General features: G+C 61.6%; 12 protein-coding genes. 7 read left to right on the forward strand and 5 right to left on the reverse strand.

Annotated features, from left to right (window positions below; genetic code table 11):
- Window positions 1–101: 101 nt before the first annotated feature.
- From PLL20_02480 to PLL20_02495, 4 genes are read right to left on the reverse strand one after another with little or no spacing between them, the layout of a single operon-like run.
- The gene (locus tag PLL20_02480) at window positions 102–1,280 is read right to left on the reverse strand and encodes a Rid family hydrolase (GenBank protein ID HPD28833.1); all 1,179 of its coding nucleotides are present in this window, start codon (window positions 1,278–1,280) and stop codon (window positions 102–104) included.
- A 26-nt stretch (window positions 1,281–1,306) separates the two neighbouring features.
- Window positions 1,307–3,748 carry a hypothetical protein gene (locus PLL20_02485; protein HPD28834.1) on the reverse strand — a complete coding sequence of 814 codons (2,442 nt, stop codon included), beginning with the start codon at window positions 3,746–3,748 and terminating at the stop codon, window positions 1,307–1,309.
- Window positions 3,749–3,765: 17 nt separating this feature from the next.
- Complete coding sequence (locus PLL20_02490; protein ID HPD28835.1) at window positions 3,766–5,118, reverse strand: DUF1501 domain-containing protein; 1,353 nt, start codon at window positions 5,116–5,118, stop codon at window positions 3,766–3,768.
- A gap of 52 nt (window positions 5,119–5,170) precedes the next feature.
- On the reverse strand, window positions 5,171–6,736 hold the full coding sequence (locus PLL20_02495) for a DUF1553 domain-containing protein (protein ID HPD28836.1): 1,566 nt from the start codon (window positions 6,734–6,736) through the stop codon (window positions 5,171–5,173).
- 972 nt (window positions 6,737–7,708) lie between these two features.
- Between PLL20_02495 and PLL20_02500 the strand changes: the two genes are divergently transcribed.
- From PLL20_02500 to purN, 6 genes are all read left to right on the forward strand, one after another.
- The gene (locus tag PLL20_02500) at window positions 7,709–9,211 is read left to right on the forward strand and encodes an MATE family efflux transporter (protein ID HPD28837.1); all 1,503 of its coding nucleotides are present in this window, start codon (window positions 7,709–7,711) and stop codon (window positions 9,209–9,211) included.
- A 66-nt stretch (window positions 9,212–9,277) separates the two neighbouring features.
- Window positions 9,278–10,471, forward strand: a complete 1,194-nt coding sequence (locus PLL20_02505; protein HPD28838.1) for an ATP-binding protein — start codon at window positions 9,278–9,280, stop codon at window positions 10,469–10,471.
- 228 nt (window positions 10,472–10,699) lie between these two features.
- Window positions 10,700–14,005, forward strand: a complete 3,306-nt coding sequence (gene ileS / locus PLL20_02510) for an isoleucine--tRNA ligase (protein HPD28839.1) — start codon at window positions 10,700–10,702, stop codon at window positions 14,003–14,005.
- A 76-nt stretch (window positions 14,006–14,081) separates the two neighbouring features.
- A complete protein-coding gene (locus PLL20_02515) occupies window positions 14,082–14,270 on the forward strand; it encodes a plasmid stability protein (GenBank protein ID HPD28840.1) in 189 nt (62 codons plus the stop codon).
- 146 nt (window positions 14,271–14,416) lie between these two features.
- Window positions 14,417–14,842 carry a hypothetical protein gene (locus PLL20_02520; GenBank protein HPD28841.1) on the forward strand — a complete coding sequence of 142 codons (426 nt, stop codon included), beginning with the start codon at window positions 14,417–14,419 and terminating at the stop codon, window positions 14,840–14,842.
- A 51-nt stretch (window positions 14,843–14,893) separates the two neighbouring features.
- Window positions 14,894–15,523 (forward strand): phosphoribosylglycinamide formyltransferase, encoded by a 630-nt coding sequence (purN, locus tag PLL20_02525; GenBank protein ID HPD28842.1) that lies wholly within the window; start codon window positions 14,894–14,896, stop codon window positions 15,521–15,523.
- A gap of 166 nt (window positions 15,524–15,689) precedes the next feature.
- Here the strand turns inward: purN and PLL20_02530 are convergent, their stop codons facing one another.
- A complete protein-coding gene (locus PLL20_02530; GenBank protein ID HPD28843.1) occupies window positions 15,690–16,727 on the reverse strand; it encodes a Gfo/Idh/MocA family oxidoreductase in 1,038 nt (345 codons plus the stop codon).
- 238 nt (window positions 16,728–16,965) lie between these two features.
- On the opposite strand from PLL20_02530, the gene metH reads away from it, so the two are divergent.
- On the forward strand, window positions 16,966–20,436 hold the full coding sequence (metH, locus tag PLL20_02535; protein ID HPD28844.1) for a methionine synthase: 3,471 nt from the start codon (window positions 16,966–16,968) through the stop codon (window positions 20,434–20,436).
- Window positions 20,437–20,624: the final 188 nt, after the last annotated feature.

Consider the following 20,624-nt stretch of genomic DNA (forward strand, 5'->3'; position numbering starts at 1 on the left):
GCCAAGCTGGAACGCCCCGCCCGGCCGAAATCAGCCCGGGCAGGCGGCCTGCGACAAGTGCTCTTCAACGTACCGCGGAGTGGCACCAACGGGTCATGTAATCAGAACGGCAGCAGTTCGGGGTTGGTTTCGGGAACGACGGCCGTTCCCTCGACCTCGATCAGCCATCCCGGCCGGCACACCGGCGCTACAAGGACCGCAATCGGCGCGTGGCCAAAACGGTCGCGCATTTGTTGCTGCGCAATCATGTGGTCGCTCGGGTCGCGGATGTACACGATGAATGCGCTCATATCGTTCACCGTTGCGCCGGCATGGTCGAGCAGAGCCTCGATGTTCTCGAGCGTGCGGTCGAGCTGCCGGGACACGTCGCCGGGGTATAGGATCTTGCCCTGGTGATCGATGCTGGCGGTGCCCGAGATGATGACATGCTTGCGATCCCGGTAGGCGACGGAAGTCCCTCGTTCGAAGGTTACTCCGTAGACGTAGGTCGGGCTGAGGTGATCGGGCGCCGCTAGAAACCGGATCTGCTCCGGCCGCACCCCGGAAATGGCGTAGGCGTCCAGGGTCACAATCGCGGCGGGGTCTGCGCTGGAGCCTCCGATACCGGAACTGGCGATGAAATGCGTATCGGCAGTCAATCCATGTTCCGCGAAGAACTCCCGCCGGGCGGCGACCAGACCTTGGTAGTTGGCGTCGATGTCCCGGACGAAAAGCCACGTGCGCATCACATGATCGGCCAGAGTCATGCCCTGTTCGCATAGCAAAGCGTTGTACCGATCGAAGATGCCGCGCGTCTGACCGTATGAACCGTGGCCGGTCGTGCAGGTCAGACCGGTCGTCCAATGGTGCGATAAATCTCCCCGCCGAAGCGTCAAATGGGCGCCTCGAAGGCTTTTCTCCAGTTCGTTGCCGCGGTCACGTACGTGATAAGCCCATAGTATCACTTTTGCCGGCGGACCGGGGGGCTGGCCAACCCGCGAAATGGCGCAGGGATCGTCCGCGTTGCCGCAACGTGAAATCGGACAGGCATCGAGTGCCTCAGCCTGGTTGTGCAGATCGCTGCAGAAGAATCGTCGCAGGACCGCCGTCCGGGCATCCAGTCCGATCGATTCCAGGGTCTTGTGGTAGGCGTGAGCCACCCACTCCAACTGGGCATTGACGCTCCCATATTTGGTGGGCGTCACGACCAAGTGATACTCATCAACCCCGCTTGGTCCCCGAAACCGCGAGATGTTGACCGACACCGAGGGTATCCCGCAGTGATGTGCATAGAAATCCATCCGCGACCTCTTTCAAAGACATCCTCTCATCGCGGCGAGATCTCGATCGGGACGGCCGGCAACACACCGAGAAACGCTCGCGATTTTTTCTGCCCACCGGAGCTTGGTACCCGCGCAGGAGCTTCCGTGAAGACCTCAACAATCAGATTATCCGCAAACCCGACCTGTGCAGCACTCGCATCGGCTTTGAACACCAGCCTGAGGCCCTGAGGTGCCCCGGTAACGTCCTGAAGCGTGACGCCACGCGGCGGCTCGCGAAGCTCGAACTTCAGCTCTCGTTGCATCCGGTAGGCGGGCGTCTTGATTTGCACCTCGGCCGTTCCACCCGAAGGAATCCGGACCGGCCCTTTGTTGACCACTTCGATGGGAGGTCCGCCGCGTCTGCCGCCGATCGTGGCAACCATCAGCTCCTGCGATGGGGTCAGATGCCGGTAACTGAACGCCTGCATCATATCCTCGGCGGGCACGACCGGACGGGTCAGGACTCGGCCTGCGACCTCGGCGCGTCCCTCTAATTGCAGTGAAATGGGCTTATCCGGCGGTATTTGAGGCGCCGTGAGAGTCATGCGCACTTGGTCGCGGCCGGACGGAATTTGAGCGCCGCTGAGGGCAAAACCTGCAGGTGGGTCCTTCAGAACCACTTCGATCCGGCCGTCGAACCCGTCCTTGCGGACCGCGTGGACCGTCACCATGGCGTTGCCGCCTGCACGCACGTTAATGCTGGAGGGCGTCAGGCGCAGAGCGAAGTCAGGACGCGGAGCCCCCAAGCGCAGGCGATATGCGTACGGTTTTCCGCCGTGGTGCTGGGAATCAGACAGGTACACGTAGTACACATCATCCTCCGGCAGTCGGGTGCGCAGGTACGAATCCGCGTGATGCGTCAGGAGCCCCGATTCCTTATCCTCATGATCGTCGTTCCATTCCAGCACCCGTCCCAAGGCATCGGTCATCCGCAGCATCGAATCCAGCGGGGAGCCTAGCCTGCGAGCACAGACTTCCGCAACGATCTCGGTTCCGGCCTTGCCCGTGAACTTAAACACATCGACGTCGCCCGGCCGGCTGATGGTGCCGTTGATAATGCGCGGCAGTTCGATTTGCCGAGCCTTCTCAGGTGTGTCGTTGGGTTCGGTCTCGAAGGATTCCGACAACGTGTCAACCGCGTAACTGACTTCGTTTGAGCGATTGTCGTTGCGGCGCAGCGCGGTTTGCCGGATACCGTCGGTGCTCCCCGCGGTGGCCAGGAACAACTGCTTGGCCGGAAGGTTCCAGCCGTCGATGGAGGCGGCCGTTCGCACGCCCATCTGGCCACCCAGAGGAAAGACCCGGGTGATGAAAGGACGTTCCGCTACAGCGATGCGGTAGACGAAATCCTCCCGTCCGCGATAGATCGAATCGCGGATTTCCACCGTGTACACGCCGTCATCGGGAACTTCGTACATCAAGACAGGGTCAGGATTGAAACGATAATCGTCAGCGAAGGCCACTTCTTTGCCCCTCGCGTCGTACAAGGCCAAAGTTGCCTGGAACCAGCCGGGGACGGCGTCAGCCAGGTATGGGACCAAGTGCCGGGCCCAGGTCTCGATCACCAGTTTCTGGCCCCTCTGGGCCCGAAAGCGAAAACGATCAACGTCACCCGGCTTGATCTGGCCGTTGACGATGACAGGCAGGGCGGCGGGCGGCTCATCGGGCAGCAGACTGGGGGCATGCGGGTCGTTGGGCTCAAGCTCGGTGATCTCCGCGAGCTGGTCGACCTGGAAGCACATGGGGTTGGTCAGGCCGAGAGGTGTTCCGAGTCTGATCTCGCGGTCGCCGGGTTTGGCGTTGGGTTCGATGGCGACTCGAATCAGAACTGACTCGGCGATCTGCGCATTGAGCTGCCTGTTGCGGAGATTCAGCAACTCACGTCTGATGTGCAACAGTTCCCGGAGACTCTTTTTCTCAAGCTCGTACAACAGAGGATGTTCCGGCAACTCGGCGGGTTGTGTTTCCGGCGCCTTTGCCTGGTTGTCCGGCTTTGCCTGCGGGGAAGGCCGGTCTTTCTTGGGAGGGTTCTTCGGGGCCGGGGCGTCTTGCCTTCGTGCGGCCGTGGGCCCGACCACGTCGGGCCTGGCGATGCCGAATTCCCGGCCGAGCGCCGTGAAGTCATACCCGCCGCCGGGTAGCTCGGCGATCCTCTTCTGAATCAGTTCCCTCATTGTCTTTTGGAGAGCTTCTCGTTGCTCCTGTCTGATGACATTGAGCGGTCGAAAGTGCTGAACGACCGTGCCGCGCACCCCGCTGCCCGAGACATAGACGTCGGTGACGCCCTTGAGGTTCTGACCGCCGACCGTGATCAAAACGATTTTGCCTTGTTGGCCGCCGGCGGGGTAGAGATAGCCGATATGCGGTTCTCTCTGGCTGGACTGGCCCCACGCGGTGGCGGCCCAGAGGGTTATCGCCGCCAGCGGCAATCGCCGGGATATGGTCATGGCCGTGCTCCCTGTGATCACATGATCTCCTTGAGAGGACCGCCTCCCTGTGCGTCACCCTCAGCGGCCGGCAACACCGGCACGGCTAAGCCGCGCGCGTTCGGCAGCGGGCCGTCGGGATCGATGCCCAGCAACTCGTACATGCTGCGGATCAGATCCTGCGGATAAACCGGTCGGGCGGCCACCTCTTGGCCCTTGGCGTCCGAGGCTCCGACGACACGGCCGCCCTTGAATCCGCCGCCGGCGACCACGGCGGAGAAGCAGTTGCCGTAATGCCCGCGGCCGCCGTTCCACGGCGCTTCCCACTGGACCTTGGGTGTCCTGCCGAACTCCCCGCTCCACCAGACGATCGTGCCGTCCAGCAGGCCTCGATCGGACAAGTCTTGAAGCAGCGAGGCCATACCCTGGTCCATTTCCGGCAGCTTGCGGCGCATCGTCTCGAAGTGTTGTTTGTGGGTGTCCCAGCCCTTGTAGTTGATGGTCACGTAGGGGACTCCGCTTTCGACCAGTCGGCGGGCCATCAGGCAGGATTGGCCGAAGGTCGTACGGCCGTAACGTTCGCGGATCTCGTCCTTCTCGCTGGACAGATCGAAAAGCTTGCGGGCTTCTCCGAACATCAGGTCGTACGCCTTTTCCTCGCAACGGTCGAGCTGGGCGAACTGAGCGTTTGCCGGCATGGCCCGGCCGAGTGAATCGAGCTTGTGCAACAACTGGCGCCGGCTATGCTGCCTCTCGTCCGAAATGCCTTCCGCCACGATGCCCTCGACCACAAATCGCGATTGGTTGGGATCACCGCCCGTGGCAAACGGTTTGTAACGCTGTCCCAGAAAACCTGCCTCCGAGAAGCGACCCTGCGGTTCGGTCAGGACGATATATGGTGGAACCAGCCCCTTGTAGCCGCCGTCATATCCCTTGAACACCGACACGACCGCACCCACGCAGGGATAGACGAGCCGGTCGGGTTTGCGTCCCGTTTGCACGATGTAGGACGCCGTTTCGTGAGCGTTCACGCCGTGGGTCATGCTGCGAATGATCGAGTACTTGTCGGCTTGCTGGGCCAGCTTGGGAAGCAATTCGCCGATTCGGATCCCGTCAACATTGGTCGCAATCGGTTTGTTCAGTGGGCCGCAATAGTCCGGGCCCGCGTCCGGCTTGGGATCGAACGTGTCCAGGTGAGACGGTCCACCCCACATCCATATCTGAATGACCGCCCTGGCTTTGGCCGGCCTCGTCGTCGAGTGGGCAGATTGGGCTGCGGGCTGTGCCCAGGCTTTTTCATGATCCAGGAAAGCCAGCCCGGCCGCACCCAACAGCCCCTGCTTCAGGGTGGCGCGCCGCGTCATCATCTTTTCCGGGTATTGTCCGCTCACGTGGGATTCCTCAGTCGATTTCGGGCAACCTCACGATCATCATCCGGCCCGGCTAGTGCCGGTATAGAAACTCTTTGGTGTTGATCAGGGCCCAAGCCAGATCATTCACCGCCTGGTCGGGCTTCACTCCTCGGGTCTGGAAATACTCCTCCGCGGCGGCCAGCTCGGCCGGCGTCGGGTAGCGCGACAAAATGTTCAAGTAAAGGACGCGGATCAGAGCAGGGCGGTTTCCGCGGCTGTTGTTGATTAATCGCCGCAAGCGCGGACTGTTCTGTATCTTCTTCTGAATATGGCTGGAATTGAGCAGATGAAGCCGCTGGGCTTCCGTTGGCAGATTGTTGCGCTCCGACTCCAGGCCGGTATCGCGCGGCGGTCTCCCGAACATTTCGAGGAACTGACTGGTAATGCTGCCGTCCGCCAGCGTGATGGTGCGCTCATACCCCGGAATGACCGTGAACGGTTCCGGAATGGGACTCATGTAACTCTCCGTGGATTCGAAGAGCCGGCACAAGGCGTCGATCAGCACTTCCGCATCCAGCCGGCGAACCGGGTAGCACGCAAACAGGGCCTCGGCCTCCGGACGGTCGCTGCGCGGGATCGATGACTGCTGGTAGGTGCGGGAATTGAGGATCAGCCGGTAGACGTGCTTCAGATCGTACCGGGCTTGCACCAGTTCCTTCTCCAAACGGGCGAGCAATTCGGGATTCACCGGCGGGTTGTCCGGACGGATGTCGTCAGGTTCGTGAATGATCCCGCGGCCCAGCAGCCACGACCAGACGCGATTGACGATGTTGCGGGCAAACCACGGGTTGTTGGGTTTGATCAGCCAGTCGGCAAACGTCATCCGCGGATCCTGATCCGCCGGGATCCGCATTCGCGTGTCGTCCGGGAGAACCGCCTCAAGAGGCCCGGTTGGTGCGGGATCCAGGCAGACGATCTCTTCTTTCCACTCTCCGGTTTTCTTATATGCAATCCGCGAGAAGAAGACGGCCATGTCGGCGCGGCGTGCCTCCGGCCAATCGTCCAGTCGCGTCCCCATGAAGGTGAGAGCCACCGCCGCGGCAATGGCCGAGGGCTCACGACCCTGGACCGCTCGATAGAAGTTGACCGGGGGGACGCGGAAATTGCTCCCGCTCGATGTCAGCAGCTCCCGAGCATACTCGTCATAGGGTTTGTTCTCGCGAATGGAGTCGCGGATCCACCGATGATAGGCCTGGACGGCGTTGGGCCAGAGGTTGATCGGAAACTCCGCCTTGACCCGCAGCAGATCGCACCACTTCAATGACCAGTAGTCCGCGAACTCGTCGCGGCTCAGCAGCGTGTCGATGAGTGCGGCTCGTTTGTCCGGACGGCGGTCCTGCAGAAACTCGTTGACCTCAACGGGGTCGGGCAACGTCCCAATGACATCCAGGTAAACCCGCCGGACAAAGACCTCGTCCGAACACGGATTCGCGGGTTTGATGCCGCGCTTCTTCAGGGCGCGCCACACCAGGTCGTCGATGGCGTTCGCCGATACGACCGGCCGCTCCACTTCAAACGGCGGGATGATCCGCGGCTCCTCGCCAGACGCGAGGCCGGACATCACGCAGACAGCGGCAGCGAGGAGGGGCTTGTTCATAGCACAGCATTCCGGTTGGTTGCCCACCGCACTTCAAGTATGGACGCGACCTTTGACCGCCGTCGTCGTTCCGATAAGTGCCGGCGCGCAAGTCTCTTATCTACAATGCGTAACGTTGCGGCAACGAAAGTATTTCCACACAAAAGCTCGCGACCGCACGACATCTTTGATCGAGCCGCAGGACCGCTGTGTTGCTCGCCGACCGGGCCTGCCGTGGCGGGCAGCGCTCCTTCGCCCCCCCAGGGCCCTTTGGCCGCGAAGGCCGCAAGCCATCGGGGCATAGGCGCAGAACGTGGCGGACAAAGAGAGCACGAGCCCTGCCTCACGGCGAATCATCGGGTTGCCTTGACCGCCCGCCCCTCGGGTCCGTATGCTCTTCGGTTGTGGATACCTGCCGGGGAGGATGCCTCAGAATGATTCGGCATGCGTTGATGCTCCTATGTCTGGGTCTGCTACTGCCATGCGGTTGCGGGCGCAATTCGGATCCGCCGCCTCGATACATTGGGAGTGACGGCCCGGCATTGGCGCCCGTACCTGTCAGTGTGCAAGCTCTTGACAGTTCCATTAAGGCCTCCGCCCAACCGTTGCCGGATCTTGGGGGCAAGGAGGCGCCGGGGGCTGCTGATACCCCCGCTGCGGACAACGAAAACCCGACCGAGGCACCGACGGACCGAGCCGCAACCGCTCAGGATAATCCTGAACCGACGGCAGCCCAACCCAAGCCTGAACCGGACGCGACAGCCCCACAGCCTGCGGATAACGTTACGGCCAGCCCTCCGCGGCAGCGTGACCAGGTGGACGAGGTGTACTCCGGACCAGGCATGCTCCGAGCCCGGTAAAAACTCTGCCTCCGGTGCGGCGATGATTCGGCGCCACAGCCGGTCACAGCAACGCTGTTGGCCAATGGACAAAGCGGAAATCCGTGCCCCGGGAGCAACGTGTCTTCCGGGGTTTTTGTTTCGAGCTTGAGTGATGCCCTCTGACGAAGCGGTTCCCTTAGTCGTGTGTGGCCGCACCGGCGGCGATGATCCGGCGCTGCTGGGCCGCAGTTGGCGGTTTGACACGGCCGTGCTGCTCAAGCTGGCCGTGCCGAACGTCGCCAGCACGGTAGCTCAGACGCTGATGAGCTTCACCGACTTCGTGATCGTCAAGCAGATGTCGGCCGCTTCCGAGGCTCAAGCGGCCATCTCCTCCGCGAGCCTGACGTTCATCACCCTGCTGGCGATGCCGATGGGGACGATGACCTGCGTCACGACGATGGTCAGCCAGTCGCTGGGGGCGGGGCGTGAACGCGACTGCGCCGCCTACGCCTGGCAGGGTATCTGGATGGCACTGCTGTACGGCATGGGCGCCCTGATGCTCTGGCCGTTCGTGCCTGCGTTCTATCAGATGTTCGGTCACGAGCCGACCGTTACATCCATGGAGGTGCAATACCTCCACATTCGCTTGCTGAGCCTCGGAATCGCCGCCGCAACGATCTCTCTCGACAACTTCTTTAACGGAATCCACCGTCCGGGGATCAACACCGTTTCGGCCTTCCTCAGTGTCTCGGTGAACGTCGTTCTGACCTATGCCTGGGTTCTGGGCAAGCTGGGTTTTCCTGCCATGGGCGTTTCCGGGGCGGCCTGGGGCACGGTCGTGGCCACGGTTGTCCGCGCGGTTTTCCAGTTCTCGGTGATGTACTTCAGCTCAGCGGCATCAAGATTCCAGCCGCGGAAGGCATGGCGGTGGGACCGCGAGAAGATGCGCCGGCTATGCTGGGTGGGCTGGCCGGCCGGTGCGGCGTTTCTCACCGACATCGCGGCCTGGACCGTCTTCCAGTTGGCGATCATCGGCCGGTTCGGGACGGCGGATCTGGCGGCCACCGGCGGCGTTTTTCGTTACCTTGAGGTCTCGTTCATGCCGGCCGTCGGCATCGGCATGGCCGTGAGCACAGCGGTGGGCAAGGCCATTGGGCAGGGACACCCGACGCTGGCTCGAAGAATCACGTGGATCGGCACGGCGTTCAATGCGGCCTACATGAGCCTGATGGCCTTGTTGTTCGTCGTTTACGGCGAGTGGTTGATGCGTTTCATCAGTCCTGATCCAGCCGTGGTTCGGTTGGGCACGACACTATTCATCTATGCGGCCGTATTCCAGTTTTTCGATGCCATTGCCATCACACACAGTTGCGCTCTCCGCGGAGCGGGTGATACCATGTGGTCGTCCATCGTCGGTGCGGTCGAGGTGTGGATCATTCTGATCGGCGGCGGTGTGCTGGTGGCCCGGCTTCGGCCGGACCTGGGGTCGGTCGGTCCGTGGGCTTTCGCGGCGACATTTGTTATCGCCATCGGCATCACCTTGTTCGCTCGGTGGCGATGGGGTCCGTGGGAGAGCTTCGACGTGATCGGGCGAAACGAGCCGAGAGGGGGCTTCCCTGTCATAACAGCCCCGATCGAATTGCCCCTGTCTGATCCGACAAACCCGCCGGAGTAAGCGACCATCGTCTCTCCATTGGCAGTCGCGAGTGTTCCGTCTACCATGTTGGCAGGAGGACGCCCCATGCTCAAGGAGTATTCGCCATTTACGCCCGGCGTTCCGGTTCCGCTGGAATTCTTCATCGGCCGCTCCCAGGAAATCCAGACGATGATCGGGAGCATCCGGAAATCAATCGCCCAGAAGACCATCGAGAGACTGTTTGTGACCGGCGAACGGGGCATCGGCAAGAGCTCAATCTGCACCTTCGTGCAGTCGCTGGCGGAGCGTGATCTGCGAATCCTACCCATTCACGTCTTCCTCGGAGGGGTGAGTACTCTTGAAGAAATGGCTCGCCGCATTTTCGAGCGTCTTCTGCGCGAGAGCGCGAACCAGCCCTGGTTCGGCAAGATCAAGGACTTTCTCGGAGATCACATTAAGCAGATGGATATCTTCGGAATGTCTGTTGAGTTCTCCGCTTCCGGACAAATACTCAACCGGGCGGTCAGCGACTTCATTCCGACCATGAAGAACCTCCTGAACAAATTCGGCGAGGAGCGGGAAGGTATCCTGCTTATTCTTGATGACATTAACGGCCTGGCCTCCGCCCCTCCATTTGCCAACTGGCTCAAGAGCTTGGTCGATGAGTTCGCGACCACGGCGAGCGCCTTTCCGCTGACGCTTGTGCTCGTGGGCCTCCCGGAACGACGACGGCAGCTTGTGAATGTTCAACCCTCGCTCGACCGCGTTTTCGAGATCGTTGAGATCCGTCGCTTCGACCAGCCGGAAACGATCGATTTCTTCAGGCGAGCATTCTCCAAGGTTAACGCTGAGGTCGACGAGGACGTTCTCGACCTCCTCGCCAGGTACTCCGGCGGTTACCCTGTTTTCATGCATGAGTTGGGCGATGCTGTCTTCAAGACCGATGCGGACAATCACATTGACCTGAATGACGCCCTCGAAGGAATCATCCGTGGCGCCGAGGTCATCGGGGCAAAGTACGTCGAACCTAAGGTAACCGCCGCGATCCGTAGCGAAAAGTATCAGGGGATCCTGCGCAAGATTGCCAAGGAACCGTTTGAGCATCGATTCACCCGCAAGGACGCGGTTGCCCGATTGACACCCACGGAGGCCAAGGTGTTCGATAACTTCCTGCGTAGAATGGAGGAACTCGGGGCGATTCGGAAAGACCGGGATCGCGGTCCCGGAAGCTACGAGTTTGCCAGCGAGATCTACTATCTCTTCTTCTGGATGCAGGCGTCGACACCGAAGGAGAGGTAGACAACCGCAACTCCTCGATGCCTCTTAGGCTTGGCGGGATGGCGTTCGGGCAGCAGGTATTCTGTGTCTGCCAGTTGGCCGTCGCTCCGTTGGCAGTCGGGAGCATTCTGTCTAACATACACCCTTTCCGAACTCGAGCACCCCGGCCGGGTGCAGACTTGGCGTTGCCGGCCTTGGGCATGACAGCCGCGGGGGAGCGATTTGCAACTGCTGAAGGCATAAGCACTTATGTTTAAGGAAGTACCGACACAATTCGATTTTCCAAAAGCTGAGGCTGAGGTATCGCGGTTCTGGGATGAGGCGGGCATTTACGAGAAATCGCTGAAGCAGCGTGAAGGCCGCCCATCGTTCGTGTTTTACGAAGGGCCGCCGACGGCCAACGGGTTGCCACACCCGGGGCACTGCCTGACGCGGATCATCAAGGACGTCTTCCCCCGGTACAAGACCATGACTGGTCACTACTGTCACCGGAAGGCCGGATGGGACACGCACGGCCTGCCGGTTGAGGCCGAGGTCTGCAAGGGACTCGGCATCCACACCAAGCAAGATATCGAGGCGTACGGCATCGAAAAGTTCATCCACCTCTGCCAGCAGAGCGTGTTCCGCTACACCAAGGAGTGGGAGGATCTGACGCGGCGCTTGGGCTTCTGGATCAATCTTGAAGAAGCCTACGTTACCTACCATCAGTCCTATGTCGAAAGCGTCTGGTGGGCGCTCAAGACGCTGTTCGACAGAGGGCTGCTCTACCAGGGCCACAAGATCGTCTGGTGGTGGCCTCAGGGCGGGACGGCTTTGTCGTCGGCCGAGGTCGGGCAGGGCTATCGCGCGGTGGACGACCCTTCGATCACCGTCCGCTTCCGAATCAAAGGTCGGCCGAAGACCAGCCTGCTGGCCTGGACGACCACGCCCTGGACGTTGCCGAGCAACGTTGCCTTGGCTGTGCATCCCGACGTGGAATACGCCCATGTCTCGGTCGAAGATGAGGAGTTCATCCTGGCCAAGGCCCTTATTCCATCTGTTTTCAAGGGTTTGCCAGTCGACGTTGAGAAGGATTTGCGCACTATCAAGGTCGTGAAGGGCTCCGAGTTGGTCGGCATCGAGTATGAGCCGTTGTTCTCTTATGCCCGCCCGGAAGGGGGCAAAGCGTACGAGGTGATCACGGCCGACTTTGTGACGCTCGACACGGGTACGGGCATCGTGCACATCGCCCCGGCGTTCGGCGAAGACGATTACCGCATCGGTCGCGAAAAGGGCTTGGGCTTCCTGCAATTGATTGCCCCGGACGGCAAGTTCACGCCCGAGGCGACGGACTTCGCCGGACGATTCTGCAAGGAAGCCGACGCGGATATCATTCGTTGGCTCAAGGACAAGGGACTGCTGCTTAAACGCGAGCAATATCGCCACGACTACCCGTTTTGCTGGCGAGCGGAAGACGATCCGCTGATCCAGTACGCCCGCAAGAGCTGGTTCATTCGGACAACCGATTTCCGCGATGCCTTTCTGGCCAACAACCGGAAGATCAACTGGCTGCCCGAGCACATCCGCGACGGGCGGTTCGGAGACTTCCTGGAAAACAACGTTGACTGGGCCCTGTCCCGCGAACGTTTCTGGGGCACGCCGTTGCCGATCTGGGAGTGCGAGAAGACGGGCAAGCAGGAGGCGATCGCCTCATATGCCGAATTGACCGCCAAGCCCGGCGTCAGCGGCATGGACGTCTGGGAAAAGGCCAAGGCCGCCAACCCGGGGCTCATCGACGACCTCAAGGTGCATAAGCCGTATATCGACGCCATCACCTACGCTTCGCCTTTTGCTCCGGGAGCCCGGATGCGCCGCGTGCCCGAGGTGATCGACTGCTGGTTCGACAGCGGGGCGATGCCCTTTGCCCAGTGGGGTTATCCCCACAAGCCGGGCAGCGTCGAGTTGTTCAAGCAGCGGTTCCCGGCCGACTTCATCAGCGAGGCCATCGATCAGACCCGCGGGTGGTTCTACACCCTGCTGGCGATCAGCACGATGTTGTTTGGGGAGAAGAGTAGCACCCAGCACTCAGCACTCAGTGCTCAGCCGTATCCTCACCCCTTCCGCAACTGCATCGTGCTCGGCCTGGTCTGCGGCGAGGACGGCAAAAAGCTCTCCAAGAGCAAGCGGAATTACAAGGAGCCGACGTATATCTTCGATCGCGAAGGGGCCGACGCCATGCGGTGGTCGATGCTCAGCGGTCAGGCCCCCTGGACCGGCGCGCGCTTCAAGGAGGAGTCCATCGCCACCGATCAGCGCGAGTTTCTCATCAAGCTGTACAACGTCTACAGCTTCTTCGTGATCTACGCGAATATCGACAAGTGGTCTCCGGTGCAAAGCGGGCTTCCGGCCCGCCGGTTTTCAGCCTGTCAATCGGGCCGGCGGAACGCCGGTCCCACACTGAGCGAGTTGGATCGCTGGATCATGGCCGAGCTCCATCAGACGATCGCCGACGTCCGGGCCTCGATGGATCGCTACGAAAACTACCCCGCATGCCGGCGGCTGGTGGATTTCGTTGACGGTCTGAGCAACTGGTACGTCCGCCGCTCGCGCGACCGGTTCTGGCGCAGCGGGATGGACGCCGACAAGAACGCCGCGTATCAAACACTGTGGACGTGCCTGAGCGAACTGAGCAAAGTGATTGCCCCGTTCGTGCCCTTTTTTGCCGAGTCTCTCTATCAGAATCTCGTTCGATCGCAGTTCGCGGATGCTCCGGAAAGCGTACACCTGTGCGATTACCCGGTGCCCGATGAGGAGGCGATCGACAGGTCGCTGCTGGAAGAGATGGCGGTTGTCCGCGAGATCGCCTCGCTCGGCCGATCGGCCCGCATGGACGCGAAGATCAAGGTTCGCCAGCCGCTGGCCGTGGTCGAGGTGGTGCTGGCCGATCCCTCGCACCGGCAGTGGCTCGAAGGGCATCTACCGTTGATCGCCGATGAACTGAACGTGAAGCGGATCGAGTTCGCCACGAACGCCGACCAGTACGTCACCTACGAAGTCAAACCGAATTTCAAGTCCATCGGCCCCAAGTTTGGCAAGCTGGCTCCGCAGATTCAGAAGGCGCTGGCCACGGCGGATGCGGCCGCCTTGCGCCGCAAGCTCGATGAAACGGGCAAGGTCTCGCTGGATGTCGCCGGACAGACGGTGGAGCTGACTCCGGATGATGTGCAGGTGGCTCTCAAGGCCAAGTCGGGATGGGTGGCCGCCCAGGGCCGCACGGCGGTGGTAGTACTCAGCACCGAGCTGACAGAGGAACTCAAGGCCGAGGGCCTAGCCCGCGACGTGGTCCACCTGATCCAGACCGCCCGCAAGGCCGAGAACCTGGACTACCAGGCTCGCATCCGGCTGCGGATCAATGCGACCGGCCCGCTGGCCGAGGCGATCAAGGCTCATGACGAATACATCCGCCATGAGACGCTGGCGGTTGATCTGAGGCTCGATCCGTCGCTCGTAACAGCCAAACACACGGGCGAAATCGAGGGCATGGCGGTGGAGCTCGAGATCGAGACGGCAGGGTAGGTCTGCGGGACCCGGTGTTCCGCTTTCTCCCGAGCGATACAATGGTGATACCAAAACGGTATCGGAGACTCAGGTCATGGCTGGATTGTTGCTCAAGAACGTCCCGCCCGAGGTCCACACCAGGCTTAAGCGCCGTGCGGCCCGCACCCGCCGGAGTCTGAACCAGGAGGCCACTGCCATTCTGAAATCGGCCCTGCGAGATGAAACGAAACGGCCCACGCTGGAAGAAATCAGGAAGTGGCAGGTACGCGGGGCAAGCCGCTAACTGATGCCTTTTTGCAGAGGGCGATTCGCCAGGGCCGATCATGATCGGCGCCGACACCGATTTGATCGTGCCTGTTGACTCCATGCTTCGTGGCCGGCAGTTGATTGGGATTGCGAACAAGAGCGGGGCTCAGCAGCATGCTTCGGATGGCCTACTTTCGTGAGTTCCTGGGCGAGGACACCATCCTCATCACCGGAGAGGCGGCCGACCTGCTGGTCCTGGCGAAGAGGTTGCGCGTCCTGGAAGACCCAGCGAGTCAACCGATCCCCATACACGCTCTGCCATTTGTTACCGCGCAAGGAGGCCTGCAACTGACAGCGCACCCCGTCGGGCAAGACCTGGTTTTGCGCTTGCGGGAAAACGCGGGTGGACTACTTTGCTTCGATTGGCAGTATTCGGAAGATGGGTGGCTCGAGGTTGTAGAGAAGATCGAGCATCTGGCAACCTCCGGCAAGGCAGGGCACAATTGGATGAACGGCGACTACGCCGACGATGCAGTGGTGATGGTGTCGAGAGGCGAGTACGATGACTGCCGGTGGGAGAATGCGTACTCGCGACAAGCACGTGGTTAACGATGTTTCAGTGCCCTCTGTCGGGTCAGGGAATACCAAGGGTACGATGATATGGGCAACGCAAACCAGAAACTGAGACTCGGCGTTCTGATCTCCGGCAGCGGGCGGACGCTGCAGAACTTCATCGAGCTGATCAAGGCAGGACAACTGCCGGCCGAGGTCGCGGTGGTGATTTCGTCGCTGCCGGACGTCAAGGGCGTCGAGCGGGCACGGGCCGCCGGCCTGCCGGTGGTTGTCATCCGAAAGAAAGAGCACCCCGACGAGGCCGAGTTCAGCCGACTGGTCGTCGAAGCCCTGGAAGCTCATGACGTGCAGTTAGCTTGCCAGGCAGGCTGGACCTGCTACTGGCGGATCCCAGACCGCTGGCTCGGGCGGGTGATGAACATCCACCCGGCCCTGCTGCCCAAGCACGGCGGCAAAGGCTTCTACGGGCATCACGTCCACGAGGCGGTGCTGGCCAGCGGCGACAAGGAGAGTGGCTGCACCGTCCACTTCGCCAACAACGAATACGATGCCGGGCCGATTATCCTGCAGCGCAAGGTCGCCGTCCTGCCCGGCGATGATGCCGATACGCTTGCTGCTCGCGTTTTCGAGCAGGAAATCCTGGCATATCCGGAGGCGATCCGGTTGTATGCCGAAGGACGCCTCAGGCTGGTCGGCGATCGGGTTGAGATTCGATGATTCGGTCGGTTCAGGCTCAGGACGTGCCTGGGCCGAGCCTCTTTCGCCCTCACTCGCGGTGAGGGATTGCGCCAAGGTGCGACCAAGAAGGGATTCTCGGTCGAGCAGAACCCCCCTTTGTCCCCCCTTGCCAAGGGGGGAAGGGCGGCCTGGTTGAGGGGGAAGGCTACCTGATGCTTGCTACCTTGGCGCGCTTTCCGGTCCGCGAGGACTCGTAGGCGGCGAGGGCCACTGCCAGGGCCGAGCCGCCGGCGTCGATGCCGCTGCCGAGGTTGCTGTTTCGCCGAAAAGCCTTGACCACTTCCTGGATTTCAACCGACCAGCCGCCGGTGGTGGGCGCCTTGTCGATCACTCGGGTCTTCAGCTTGAGCCGGGCCTTGGTGTCCGGCGTCACCTTTCCCGTCGTCAAGCGCATGACGCCGGTGTAGTCGGTGATAATGCAGCCTTCGTCGCCCATCACCTCGATGCCGTTGAAGCCCGACGGGCTGGTCCACCCTACCTCGATGTAACCCAGGGCTTTGCCGCCGGCGAATTCGAGCAGCAGCACCGCGTTGTCCTCCACCTTGATTTTCTTGCGCAGCGTGGCGGTGTGGGCCTGGACGCTTCTCACCGGTCCGATGTGCCATTGAGCCTGGTCGATCGCATGGATGCCCATGTCCAGCAGAGCCCCGCCGCCGGCCTTGACGGGACTATAAAACCAGGGGTCCTTGGCCCAGCCGGGGTACGGGCCAGAGTGGGCAAAGCGGATCCGGATCATGTAAGGCTCGCCGATGACCCCGCCGCGAACCAGGGCATTGAGCTTCCGGTTGCCGCGGCTGAACCGCTGCGAAAAGCCCACGATCAACTGTCGGCCGCTCTTGGCCAAGGCCTTTCTGATGGCCGCGATTTCCCTCATGCTCAGGGCCGCAGGCTTTTCCAGCAGGACGTGGGCGCCGTGTTCGAGGGCCGCAACGGCATGCTCGGCATGAAATCTGTTCGGGCTGGCCACCGAGATCACGTCCAGTTCCTCACGGGCGAGCATCTCCCGGTAATCGCGGTACAGGTGCAGGTTCTTCTTGATTTGTCGCACCTCCTTGTGTCGCGCCGGCTCCGGGTCGCAGGCAGCGACCAGCTCGACGCCCGGCGTCCGCATGTACCCGGGCAGATGAAGATGTTGAGCAACCGATCCACAACCGATAACACCGGCTTTCCATGTCTTGGCCACGGCACTTCTCCTCTGCTTCTCTGCCGACCCGGTGTGCCAAGGGCTTCGAGCCCATCGGGACCGGTAAGATCCCAATCCTCCGTCAGGGATATGGTACGCACACCCACTGGTCGAATTCCTTCTATGGGCCGGTATCCTATCCGCGTTTTGGTCGATAATCACGTGGTTGCCGGCCGATTGCCGACCGAGGCCACGAGGACTACGATCCCCAGTTGGCGATCGGCCTGACGGAGCGAGTATGGATTCGGCTTTCTTACGGGCACTCGATGAACGCATCATGGTCCTCGACGGGGCGATGGGAACCAGCGTCCATGCGTTCGACCTGCCGTTGTCTGACTACCGCGGCTTGGAAAACTGCACCGAGATTCTCTGCCTGACGCGTCCGGACGTAGTATGCGAGATCCACGCGCGATTCCTCGGAGTCGGCTGCGACGCCGTTGAGACCAACACCTTCGGAGCCAACAAGATCGTTCTGGCCGAGTTCGGACTCGCCGGGCAGACTCGCGAATTGAACCGCGCGGCCGTCCGGATCGCCCGTGAGGCCTGCCGCCGCTTCAGCGCCCCCGATCATCCGCGATTCGTCATCGGCTCGATCGGCCCGGGCACGAAACTGCCCTCGCTTCGACAAGTCACCTTCGACGAGCTCGAGGACAGCTACGCCGAGCAGATCCGCGGGCTGATGGACGAGGGCGTCGACGCACTCCTTTTCGAAACGTGTCAGGACATCCTGCAGGCCAAGGCCGGACTGGCGGCCGCGGAGATAGTCTTCGCCGAATGCGGCCGTCGCGTGCCGGTCATGGTCCAGGTCACCATGGAAACCACCGGCACCATGCTGGTCGGCTGTGACATCGGCGCCGCCCTGACGGTGCTCGATGCCTATCCGCAGATCGAAGTCATCGGCCTCAACTGCGCAACCGGCCCCGAACAGATGAGCGAACATATCCGCTATCTCAGCGAACACTGCACGCGCCGGATCAGCGTCGTGCCCAACGCCGGCCTGCCCGAGTTGGTGGATGGGAAGCCGAGATACCCCCTGTCGCCCGAGGACCTCACCCGCCGGCTGGTTGAATTCGTCGAGCAGGATGGGGTCAACATGGTCGGCGGCTGCTGCGGGACGACGCCCGAGCACATGGCTCAGGTGGTCAAGGCTATGAAAGGGCGCAGGCCTGCGCCGCGGAGTCCCCGATTTGAGCCCAGCGTCTCCAGTCTCTACCAGAGCATCACCATTCGCCAAGACAACAGTTTTCTGATCATCGGCGAGCGAACCAACGCCAACGGCTCGAAGAAGTTCCGTGAAATGCTGGCCGCCGAGGACTTCGACGGCATGGTAGAGATGGCCAAGGACCAGGTTCGGGCCGGCAGTCATATGATCGATGTGTGCACCGCCTACGTCGGCCGCGACGAGATGGCGGATATGACCCGGTTGATTGCCCGCTTGGCCACCGAGGTGCCCGTGCCACTAATGATCGACTCGACCGAGGCTTCGGTCATCGAGGCGGCCCTGAGACTGGTTGGCGGCCGATGTATCGTCAATAGCGTCAACCTTGAAGACGGCGAGAAGCGCTGCGCCGAGATTCTGCCCATTTGCCGGAAGTATGGGGCGGCGGTGGTCGCGTTGGCCATCGACGAGGAAGGCATGGCCAAGACGGCGGACCGCAAGGTCGGGATTGCGCGCCGCCTGCACGATCTGGCGACCGGTAAGTACGGGCTGCGGTCCAGCGACCTCCTGTTCGATCCGCTGACCTTCACTATTTGTACCGGCAACGCCGAGGACCGCCGACTCGGCCTCGAAACGCTTGAAGCCCTTCGCCGCATCAAGCAGGAACTGCCCGATTGTCACACGGTTCTGGGCGTCAGCAATATCAGCTTCGGCATCAAGCCGGCGGCTCGGCAGGTGCTGAACAGTGTTTTCCTGCACTATGCTCGTGAGCGGGGGCTCGACGCGGCCATCGTCCACGCCGGCGGCTTCCAGCCGCTCTACAAGATCGACCCGAAGCTTCGCGAGATCGCCCGCAGACTGATCTTCGACGATCGCCAGGAGGGGTATGACCCTCTGGCCGATCTTCTGGCTCAGTTCGGCGACGATGCCGTCAGTCGGCCCGAAGCCGCCGCACGCCCGCCAGCCACCATCGAGGAGCGGCTTAAACAGCGGATCATCGACGGCGACCGCACCGGTCTGACGGATGATCTCGATGAGGCGATGAAAACCTACAAACCTCTGCAGATCATCAATGAGCTGCTACTACCGGGCATGAAGGCTGTCGGCGAGCTGTTCGGCGAGGGGCAGATGCAGCTTCCGTTCGTGCTTCAGTCGGCCGAGACGATGAAGACCGCCGTTGCTCATCTCGAGCCGTTCATGGAACGTACCGATGCGACCGGCAGGGGCTCGATCGTGTTGGCGACGGTTAAAGGCGACGTCCACGACATCGGCAAGAATCTGGTGGACATTCTGCTGACCAACAACGGCTTCAAGGTTCACAATCTGGGCATCAAGGTGCCGATCAAAGCGATGATCGACGCCTGGCAGGAGCACAAGGCCCAGGTCATCGGCATGTCCGGCCTGCTGGTCAAGAGCACTCTTGTGATGCGCGACAACCTGCTGGTGCTTAACGAACGCGGGCTGACGCCGACGGTGATTCTCGGCGGGGCGGCGCTGACCCGGTCCTACGTCGAAAGAGAGCTGCGTCCCCTTTATCGAGGCTCGTTGTTCTATGCCAAGGACGCGTTCGAGGGGTTGGGCCTGATGCGGCGAATCTGCGAGCAGGGGGTGCAATCGATTCCCGTACAGACGGCGGGAGGTTCCGATCCCGGCGAGTACGAAATGGGGTCGGGCTGTGCCCGCTCATCGACTCCGCGCCCGGCGGTCCTCCGAGACGATCGCATCGAGCGGAGCGGCATTGCGACCGATGTTTCCATCCCCACCCCGCCGTTCTGGGGGGCGCAGGTCATCGAGAACATCCCGCTGACCGAGGCCTTGTCGTTCATCAACGAATTCATGCTTTTCCAGAGCCAGTGGCAATTCAAGAAGCGCGGCCGTCCGCAGGAGGAATTCGACCGCTTTCTCGACGAAACCGTGCGGCCGATCTATCGCGACCTGGTGGCTCGCTGCAACGCCGAGAACATCCTTCAACCCAAGGTGATCTACGGCTACTGGCCCTGCCAGAGCGAGGGCAACTCGTTGATCATCTACGACCCGCAAGATCGAGATCGCGAGTTGGTCCGGTTCGATTTCCCGCGCCAGCAGAAGCCCCCCTGGTGGTGTCTCTCCGATTTCTGGCGGCCGAAGTCAACGGGGCAATACGACGTGATCGGCATGTCGGTCGTGACCATGGGCCCGCACGCCAGCGAGGTCGCTCGCGAATGGTTCGAAGCGGGGCGATACACCGACTATCTCTACTTGCACGGCCTGAGCGTCGAAGGGGCCGAATCACTGGCCGAATGGACCCACAAGCGAGTCCGGGTTGAACTGGGCATCGCCGGTCGGGATGCCCCTGAGTTGCGCAAGCTCCTTCAACAAGGCTACCAGGGGAGTCGCTACAGCTTCGGATACCCCGCGTGCCCGAACCTCGAGGACCAAGTCAAACTCTGGCGGATTCTCCACCCGGAGCGCATCGGCGTCCGGCTGACCGAACAATTGCAGATGGTTCCTGAACAGTCCGTTTCGGCGATCATCGCCCATCACCCCGAGGCGCGATACTTCAAGGCATGAGTTGAGGGTTCAGAAAAGGATGAAGAATGAGGGATAGGGATGAAACGAAACAAGAGACCGTCATGTGGGGGTTGTCTGCCCCGCTTTCATCCTTCGTCTTGCCCAGGCCCAGGACTGCGCAATCTGAGATGTGAGATTTGAGATTTCAAATCGGACTCTCCGGTCTGCGACTCAAGATCAGCAGCGTG

The organism is Phycisphaerae bacterium (assembly GCA_035384605.1).
Taxonomy (GTDB): domain Bacteria; phylum Planctomycetota; class Phycisphaerae; order UBA1845; family PWPN01; genus JAUCQB01.

What these genes read in the sequence shown, in the direction of transcription:
- PLL20_02480 (HPD28833.1), bottom strand. Translation starts at nt 1,280, where the DNA reads ATGGATTTCTATGCACATCACTGCGGGATACCCTCGGTGTCGGTCAAC.
- PLL20_02485 (HPD28834.1), bottom strand. Translation starts at nt 3,748, where the DNA reads ATGACCATATCCCGGCGATTGCCGCTGGCGGCGATAACCCTCTGGGCC.
- PLL20_02495 (HPD28836.1), bottom strand. Translation starts at nt 6,736, where the DNA reads ATGAACAAGCCCCTCCTCGCTGCCGCTGTCTGCGTGATGTCCGGCCTC.
- PLL20_02500 (HPD28837.1), top strand. Translation starts at nt 7,709, where the DNA reads ATGCCCTCTGACGAAGCGGTTCCCTTAGTCGTGTGTGGCCGCACCGGC.
- PLL20_02505 (HPD28838.1), top strand. Translation starts at nt 9,278, where the DNA reads ATGCTCAAGGAGTATTCGCCATTTACGCCCGGCGTTCCGGTTCCGCTG.
- ileS (HPD28839.1), top strand. Translation starts at nt 10,700, where the DNA reads ATGTTTAAGGAAGTACCGACACAATTCGATTTTCCAAAAGCTGAGGCT.
- PLL20_02515 (HPD28840.1), top strand. Translation starts at nt 14,082, where the DNA reads ATGGCTGGATTGTTGCTCAAGAACGTCCCGCCCGAGGTCCACACCAGG.
- PLL20_02520 (HPD28841.1), top strand. Translation starts at nt 14,417, where the DNA reads ATGGCCTACTTTCGTGAGTTCCTGGGCGAGGACACCATCCTCATCACC.
- purN (HPD28842.1), top strand. Translation starts at nt 14,894, where the DNA reads ATGGGCAACGCAAACCAGAAACTGAGACTCGGCGTTCTGATCTCCGGC.
- metH (HPD28844.1), top strand. Translation starts at nt 16,966, where the DNA reads ATGGATTCGGCTTTCTTACGGGCACTCGATGAACGCATCATGGTCCTC.